Genomic DNA, 6,526 nt, shown 5'->3' with positions numbered 1-6,526 from the left:
GATCGAACGGCGACCCAGCTCGGGCGGCCACCCGGGCTGGGCCATTCCTCACGGAACGGCTCAACATAACCGATCAGGCTAATACAAGGGTGGGCAAAGCGAAGCATGCCCACCATCGCCACGATAATTGCAGAAGAATGGTGGGCACGGCGCTGACGCGCCTTTGCCCACCCTAGGAAGTCTGAATGTGCGGCACCCTATTCCGCCGCCAGAATCGTCCCCTCCACTTCGCCAAACCCCACGCGATAACCGTTGCCCTGGCACCAGCCGCGCATCACGAGGGAATCGCCGTCCTCCAGGAAGGAGCGTTTGGCGCCGCCGGGCAACTCCACGGGCTCGGTGCCGTTCCAGCTGATTTCCAAGAGGCTGCCGCGCTGGTTCTTCTCCGGGCCGGAGATGGTGCCGCTCCCAAGGAGATCGCCGACGTTCATGGCGCAACCGCTGGAGGCGTGGTGCATGAGCTGCTGCACCGACGACCAGTACATGTACTTGAAATTGGTGCGGCTGATGCTGGCGGGGGCGTTGGCACCGGCGGTCCGCAAGGACACGTCGAGCGCGATGTCGTAGTTCTGCGGCTTGCTCTGCTTGAGATAATCGAGCGGCGCCGGCTCCTGCTCCGGCCCCTTCAGACGGAACGGCTCCAGCGCTTCGCGCGTCACGACCCATGGGCTGATCGAGGTTGCGAATGCTTTTGCCAGGAACGGGCCAAGCGGCACATATTCCCATTGCTGGATATCGCGCGCGCTCCAGTCGTTGAGCAGCACGAACCCGAAGATCATCTCCTCGGCCTGGCTCTCGGTGAGCATGCCGCCCATCGGCGACGGCTGGCCAACGACGACGCCCATCTCCAGCTCGAAGTCGAGCCGCTTGCACGGCGCGAAGCTCGGCAAGTCCACATTCGGCGGCTTCAGCTGCCCGCGCGGTCGCTTCACTTTCGTCCCTGACACTACGACGGTCGAGGCTCGGCCATTATAAGCGATCGGCATATGCAGCCAGTTCGGCTGGAGCGCATTGTCCTTGCCACGGAACATCACGCCGACATTGGTGGCGTGCTCCTTGGAGGAATAAAAGTCGGTGTAGCCGGAGACGGTGAAGGGCAGATGCAGTTTTGCATCGCGCATCGGCACGAGCGCCTGCTTGCGCAACTCCTCGTTGTCGCACAGCTCCGGATGATCGTGGCGCAGGAGCTCACTGATCCGCGCCCGCGTTGTCGTCCAGACCTTCGGCCCCAGCGCCATGAACGGATTGAGCGAGGCGCCGGAGAATATACCGAGCGGCCCGACGTCGAGCCGGGAATCCTGCTCGAGCTTCCAGAGATCGAGCACATAATTGCCGATAGCGACGCCAACCCGCGGCGTCGGATTGGCCACGGTCGAGAACACGCCATAGGGCAGGTTCTGGATCGGGAAGTCCGAGGCGGGATCGACCTCGATGAAGGAGCGGAGGCTGGGATCGTTGGGGTGGGTTGTCACTTTTGGCTCGGTTCCTTTCTTCCTTCTCCCCTTGTGGGAGAAGGTGGCGCGAAGCGCCGGATGAGGGGGTTCTATCCACGCGTCCAAGTGAGAGAGGCTCTCTTGCGGAGATAACCCCTCACCCGTCTCGCGGCTGCGCCGCGAGCGACCCTCTCCCACAAGGGGAGAGGGGAAGAAAGCTACGGCTTGCTTGGATCGAAGCGTTTCTCCAGCCCCTTCCAGCAATCTGCATAGTCGTCTTGCAGCGTCGGCGAGGTCGCGGCATGTGCGGTGACGCGCTGCGGGTAGCGGGTTTCGAACATGAAGGCCATGGTGCCGGTCAGCTTCACCGGCTTCAATTCCCCGTTGCTGGCATGCTCGAAGGCGTCGCGGTCCGGGCCGTGCGGCAGCATGCAATTGTGCAGGCTGATGCCGCCGGGGACGAAGCCTTGCGGCTTGGCATCGTAGACGCCGTAGATCAGCCCCATGAACTCGCTCATGATGTTCATGTGATACCAGGGCGGGCGGAAGGTGTTTTCCGCGACCATCCAGCGCTCGGGAAAAATCACGAAGTCGATGTTCGCAGTGCCTGCCGTTTCCGACGGCGAGGTCAGCACGGTGAATATCGAGGGATCCGGATGGTCGAAGGCGATCGCGCCGACGGGCGAGAAGGTACGCAGATCGTATTTGTAGGGCGCGTAATTGCCGTGCCAGGCCACAACGTCGATCGGCGAATGGGCGAGCTGCGTCTTAAACAGCGAGCCGCCCCATTTCACGAAGAGCTCGGTCGGCGTGTCCTTGTCCTCGTAGTTTGCGACCGGCGTGAGGAAGTCGCGCGCATTGGCGAGGCAGTTGGCGCCGATCGGGCCGCGCTCCGGCAGCGTGAAAGCGCCGCCATAGTTCTCGCAGAGATAGCCGCGCGCCGGACCGTTCGGGATCTCCACGCGGAACTTGACGCCGCGCGGGATCACCACGATCTCGCCGGGCTCGGCATCGATGCGGCCAAACTCGGTGACGATAAGCAGATTGCCCTGCTGAAGTACGAACATCAGCTCGCCGTCGGCATCGTAGAAGTGCTGGTCCACCATCGACTTGGTGATGAGGTAGACATGCGCCGCCATGCCGGCCTGCGTGTTGACGTCGCCGGCGGTCGTCATGGTCTGCACGCCCTGCAGGAAGGTCATCTCCTCCTGCGGAATCGGCGCTGGATCCCAGCGCAGCTGCGCGATCGGCAGATCGTATTCATGGCACGGCGCCGAGCGCCACAGCCCTACATCGATCTTCTCGAAGCGACCGGAATGCTTCACCGACGGACGAATGCGATAAAGCCAGGAGCGCTCATTGCTGCCGCGGGGCGCCGTGAAGGGCGAGCCCGAGAGCTGCTCGGCGTAGAGCCCGTAGGCGCAGCGCTGCGGCGAATTACGCCCAATCGGCAGCGCGCCCGGCAGCGCCTCGGTCTCAAAGCTGTTGCCGAAGCCGGACATGTAACCCGGCGTCACCTGCGCGGAACTGCGGATGATCTGATCGGGCGAGGTGTTGATGTTCATGACTATCCTCCTCCTTGCAACGCTGCCCACATTTCCTGGTCGCGCTTGTCGGTCCAGATCACAGGATCGTCGATTCCCGACGCTTCGTCATAGGCGCGCGACACGTTGAACGGCAGGCAGTGCTCGTAGATGGCGAAGCTCGAAAATTTCGGATCCATCACCTCGCGCGTCGCCGCCATCGTCTCCTTCAGGGTGCGCCCTTTGGCGACGGAGATTTCCGCGGCCCCATAAAGCGTTGTGACGAAATCACGCGTCATTGCGATGGACTCGCGCACGGTGGCTGTGCCCTTCAGGGCATCACCGCGGCCCGGCGCGATCGCCTTGGGATTGAAGTTGCGGATCTCGTTCAGCGTCAGCGGCCATTCGCGCAAATGCGCATCGCCGCAATAGCAGGCCGAGTGATATTCGATGAGATCGCCGGAGAACATCACCTCTGCGTCCGGCACCCAGGCGACGATGTCGCCGGAGGTGTGGCCGGCACCTAACTGCATCAGGCGCACCTCGCGTTTGCCGAGATAGATCGACATCTCGCCCTCGAACGTCAGGGTCGGCCAGGTCAGGCCTGGAATGCTCTGCGCATCCTGGAACAGGCGCGGGAAGCGGCCGTATTCGGAATCCCAATCCTGCTTGCCGCGCTCTTCGATCAGCCGATAGGTCTCCTGCGAGGCGACGATGCCTTGCGCCTTGTAGGCGGAGGCGCCAAGCACGCGCACCGCGTGATAGTGCGACAGCACGACATATTTGATCGGCTTGTCGGTCACGGTGCGCACGCGCTCGATCACCTTGTTCGCCATTGCGGGCGTCGCCTGCGCATCGAACACGAGACAGCCGTCGTCGCCGACGATGATTGCGGTGTTGGGATCGCCCTCGGCGGTGAACGCGTAGAGATCGGTACCGATCTCCGAGAAGGTGATCTTCTTCTCGGAGAGATCGCCGGTGGATGCGAAGTTCTTCGCCATCAATTCGTCCTTCAGGTCACTGGGTTATTGTTGTTGCTGTTGTTGCTGTTGTTGCTGCTGGCCGTCGATCATGCGGCGCTTTGCAAGTCCGATCGCCTCCCGCAGCACGTCGATGTCGCCGATATGGTTGGCGAGGATCAGCACCAGCGCCGCGTCGAAATCGGCGCTCTGCTCGTCGGTGAGCCCGCGATGGGCCTCGACGATGGCGCGAAAGGCATCGTCGGGGCGCGCGAAGTTGGAACTGGTGGAGAGCGGCATCAGAACCTCAATACAAGCCTTCGGCCCGCGCCAGCGCTGCCGCGATCGTCGCACGCGTCGGGCGGCGGAAGCGCGCCGCGACGTAACCGTCGGGCCTCAGCAGATAGGCGGCGCCCGGCTCGGCGCCGTAGCGTTTCGCGACCAGGCCCGAGGGATCGGCAAGTCCGCCCTCATCTCCAATGCGGATGCCTTTGATGCCATCGGGCACGTCGGTCGGCGCGCCATTGCTGAACGACAGCAAGGTGAAGTCCGTTCCACCCTTGCGGAAGGCATCCGTCAGATAGATCTGCTCGCCGGTCCGCGTTGCGACGGGCGCGTCGAGCATGGAACAGCCGGGCGACGGTCCGCCGTGCCACGTATCCGCATCGAGCGAGGACAGCGGCGAGTCGTAGCTGCACGGCACCGAGAGCCGGCCGCCATTGACCATGCGCTTGCCGAACTCGGTCTCCTTGGCGAGCGACAGCACCGCCTTGCGCAGCCGCGCTTCCTGGTGCGAGTTCGGCGCCATGAAATCGGTCGAGCGGGTGGATTCGCGGATGTTCTCGTCAGCCGCCATGCTGCGCTCGGCATGATAGCTCTCGAGCAGGCTCGCGGGCGAAGTCCCCCGCAGCACACGGTCGAGCTTCCAGGAGAGATTTTCGGCATCCTCGAGTCCCGAGTTCGCACCGCGTGCGCCGAAGGGCGAGACCTGGTGAGCGGAATCGCCGGCAAAAATTACGCGGCCGTGGATGAAGCGGTCCATCCGCCGGCATTGAAATTTGTACAGCGAGATCCACTCGAACTCGAACTTGTCGTGCCCGAGCATGCGCGCGATGCGCGGCCGCACGTTTTCCGGCTTCTTCTCGACGACAGGATCGGCGTCGCGATTGAGTTGGAGATCGATGCGCCAGACATCATCAGGCTGCCGGTGCAAGAGCGCCGAACGTCCGGCATGGAACGGCGGATCGAACCAGAACCAGCGTTCAGTCGGGAATTCCGCGGTCATCTTGACGTCGGCGATCAGGAACTGATCCTCGAACACCTGTCCCGCGAACTCGGCGCCGACCATCTGTCGCAGCGAGGATCGCGCGCCGTCGCAGGCGACGACATATTGCGCGTGCAGCCGATAGGCGCCCTCGGGCGTCTCGATCGTCAGCGCGACGGCATCGTTGCGCTGCTCCAGCGCCGTCACCTTGTTGCGCCACCGCAGGTCGATCGCAGGCAGATCCTGGATGCGATCAACCAGAAAGGCCTCGGCGTAATATTGCTGAAGGTTGATGAAGGCCGGCCGCTTGTGACCGTCCTCGGGCAGCAGGTTGAACTGATAGAGCTGCGACTCGCCGTGGAAGATCCGGCCGACGCTCCAGACCACGCCCTTCTCGACCATGCGGTCGCCGACGCCGAGCCGGTCCCAATATTCCAGCGAACGCTTGGAGAAGCAGATCGCGCGCGAGCCTTCGCCGATACGGTCTGCATCATCAAGAAGAACGACGCGCTGGCCGCGCTGGGCAAGGTCAATCGCCAGCGACAGCCCGACCGGACCCGCACCGACGACCACGAGCGGATGCGCGGCCGGGTCCTGGCCCGAACGATCCTGATCGGGGTGGCGTTGGTAGCCGAACTGGGATTTGGCCTGCGCCATGCACTAACCTCGGCTCTGGTCAGGAGAGGACTGATCTGCTAGATAGTCTCACGTGCAACTATTTTGGACCGGAGCCGGCCGGCCGTCAACTGAATTCGGAGCGCTCTGCTTGGCAAGGACATCCAGTGACATCGCGCTGAGGACACGCGAAGCCGAAGAGGCTTCATCGCGGCCAAAGCCTCGACTCGATCTGTTTAAGTTCGTGCCGTTCCGCCTCAACCGGCTCGCGGCGGAGGTGAGTTCCGCGCTCGCGGTGGAATATCAGGAACGGCATGGCCTCGATATTCCGGCGTGGCGCGTGATCGCCACGCTCGGCTTCCGCAACGACGCCTGTAGCGCGCAATTCATCTCGCAATGCACCCGCACGCACAAATCGACCATCAGCCGTGCGGTGACGGCGCTGCTGCAGCAGGGGCTGATCGAGCGGGTCGAGAACGAAGCCGATCGCCGCGAATTTCGCCTGCAACTGACGAAAAAGGGCCGCGCGCTCTATGAGGAGTTGTTCCCGCAATTGCTGCGACGGGAAGACGAGATCCTCGCCTGCCTCTCCGCGCAGGAGCGCAAGCAGCTCTCGGCTTTGCTCGGCAAGATCGAAGAGAGCCTCGACCTGATCCAGACCAGCGAAGAGGCGGACGCCAAGCAGGCGTATTAGGCGATACTGTCATTCCGGGGCGCTGCGACAGCGGCGAA

The 6,526-nt window shown here is 63.3% G+C and carries 6 protein-coding genes; 1 reads left to right on the top strand and 5 read right to left on the bottom strand.

What is annotated here, in order from left to right; genetic code table 11:
* Window positions 1-197: 197 nt before the first annotated feature.
* The 5 genes from fahA to IVA87_RS11580 form a co-directional block, all read right to left on the bottom strand.
* Entirely contained in the window at window positions 198-1,472 is a 1,275-nt protein-coding gene (gene fahA / locus IVA87_RS11600) for a fumarylacetoacetase (protein ID WP_247304045.1), read from the bottom strand.
* A 179-nt stretch (window positions 1,473-1,651) separates the two neighbouring features.
* Entirely contained in the window at window positions 1,652-2,998 is a 1,347-nt protein-coding gene (hmgA, locus tag IVA87_RS11595; RefSeq protein WP_247304044.1) for a homogentisate 1,2-dioxygenase, read from the bottom strand.
* A 2-nt stretch (window positions 2,999-3,000) separates the two neighbouring features.
* Complete coding sequence (locus IVA87_RS11590; RefSeq protein ID WP_247304042.1) at window positions 3,001-3,957, bottom strand: MBL fold metallo-hydrolase; 957 nt, start codon at window positions 3,955-3,957, stop codon at window positions 3,001-3,003.
* Window positions 3,958-3,981: 24 nt separating this feature from the next.
* Window positions 3,982-4,215 carry a DUF2783 domain-containing protein gene (locus IVA87_RS11585; RefSeq protein ID WP_247304040.1) on the bottom strand — a complete coding sequence of 78 codons (234 nt, stop codon included), beginning with the start codon at window positions 4,213-4,215 and terminating at the stop codon, window positions 3,982-3,984.
* Window positions 4,216-4,222: 7 nt separating this feature from the next.
* Complete coding sequence (locus IVA87_RS11580; protein ID WP_247304038.1) at window positions 4,223-5,836, bottom strand: FAD-dependent oxidoreductase; 1,614 nt, start codon at window positions 5,834-5,836, stop codon at window positions 4,223-4,225.
* A gap of 109 nt (window positions 5,837-5,945) precedes the next feature.
* On the opposite strand from IVA87_RS11580, the gene IVA87_RS11575 reads away from it, so the two are divergent.
* A complete protein-coding gene (locus IVA87_RS11575) occupies window positions 5,946-6,488 on the top strand; it encodes a MarR family transcriptional regulator (RefSeq protein ID WP_247304036.1) in 543 nt (180 codons plus the stop codon).
* The last annotated feature ends 38 nt before the right edge of the window (window positions 6,489-6,526 follow it).

It is taken from the genome of Bradyrhizobium sp. 147, from assembly GCF_023073935.1.
Taxonomy (GTDB): domain Bacteria; phylum Pseudomonadota; class Alphaproteobacteria; order Rhizobiales; family Xanthobacteraceae; genus Bradyrhizobium.
Note: the sequence above shows the minus strand (reverse complement) of the source record. Positions and strands in the feature narration are given on the sequence as shown.

Excerpts from the sequence above, each read along its gene's own strand:
- IVA87_RS11590 (WP_247304042.1), bottom strand. The coding sequence starts at position 3,957 with ATGGCGAAGAACTTCGCATCCACCGGCGATCTCTCCGAGAAGAAGATC.
- IVA87_RS11585 (WP_247304040.1), bottom strand. The coding sequence starts at position 4,215 with ATGCCGCTCTCCACCAGTTCCAACTTCGCGCGCCCCGACGATGCCTTT.
- IVA87_RS11580 (WP_247304038.1), bottom strand. The coding sequence starts at position 5,836 with ATGGCGCAGGCCAAATCCCAGTTCGGCTACCAACGCCACCCCGATCAG.
- hmgA (WP_247304044.1), bottom strand. The coding sequence starts at position 2,998 with ATGAACATCAACACCTCGCCCGATCAGATCATCCGCAGTTCCGCGCAG.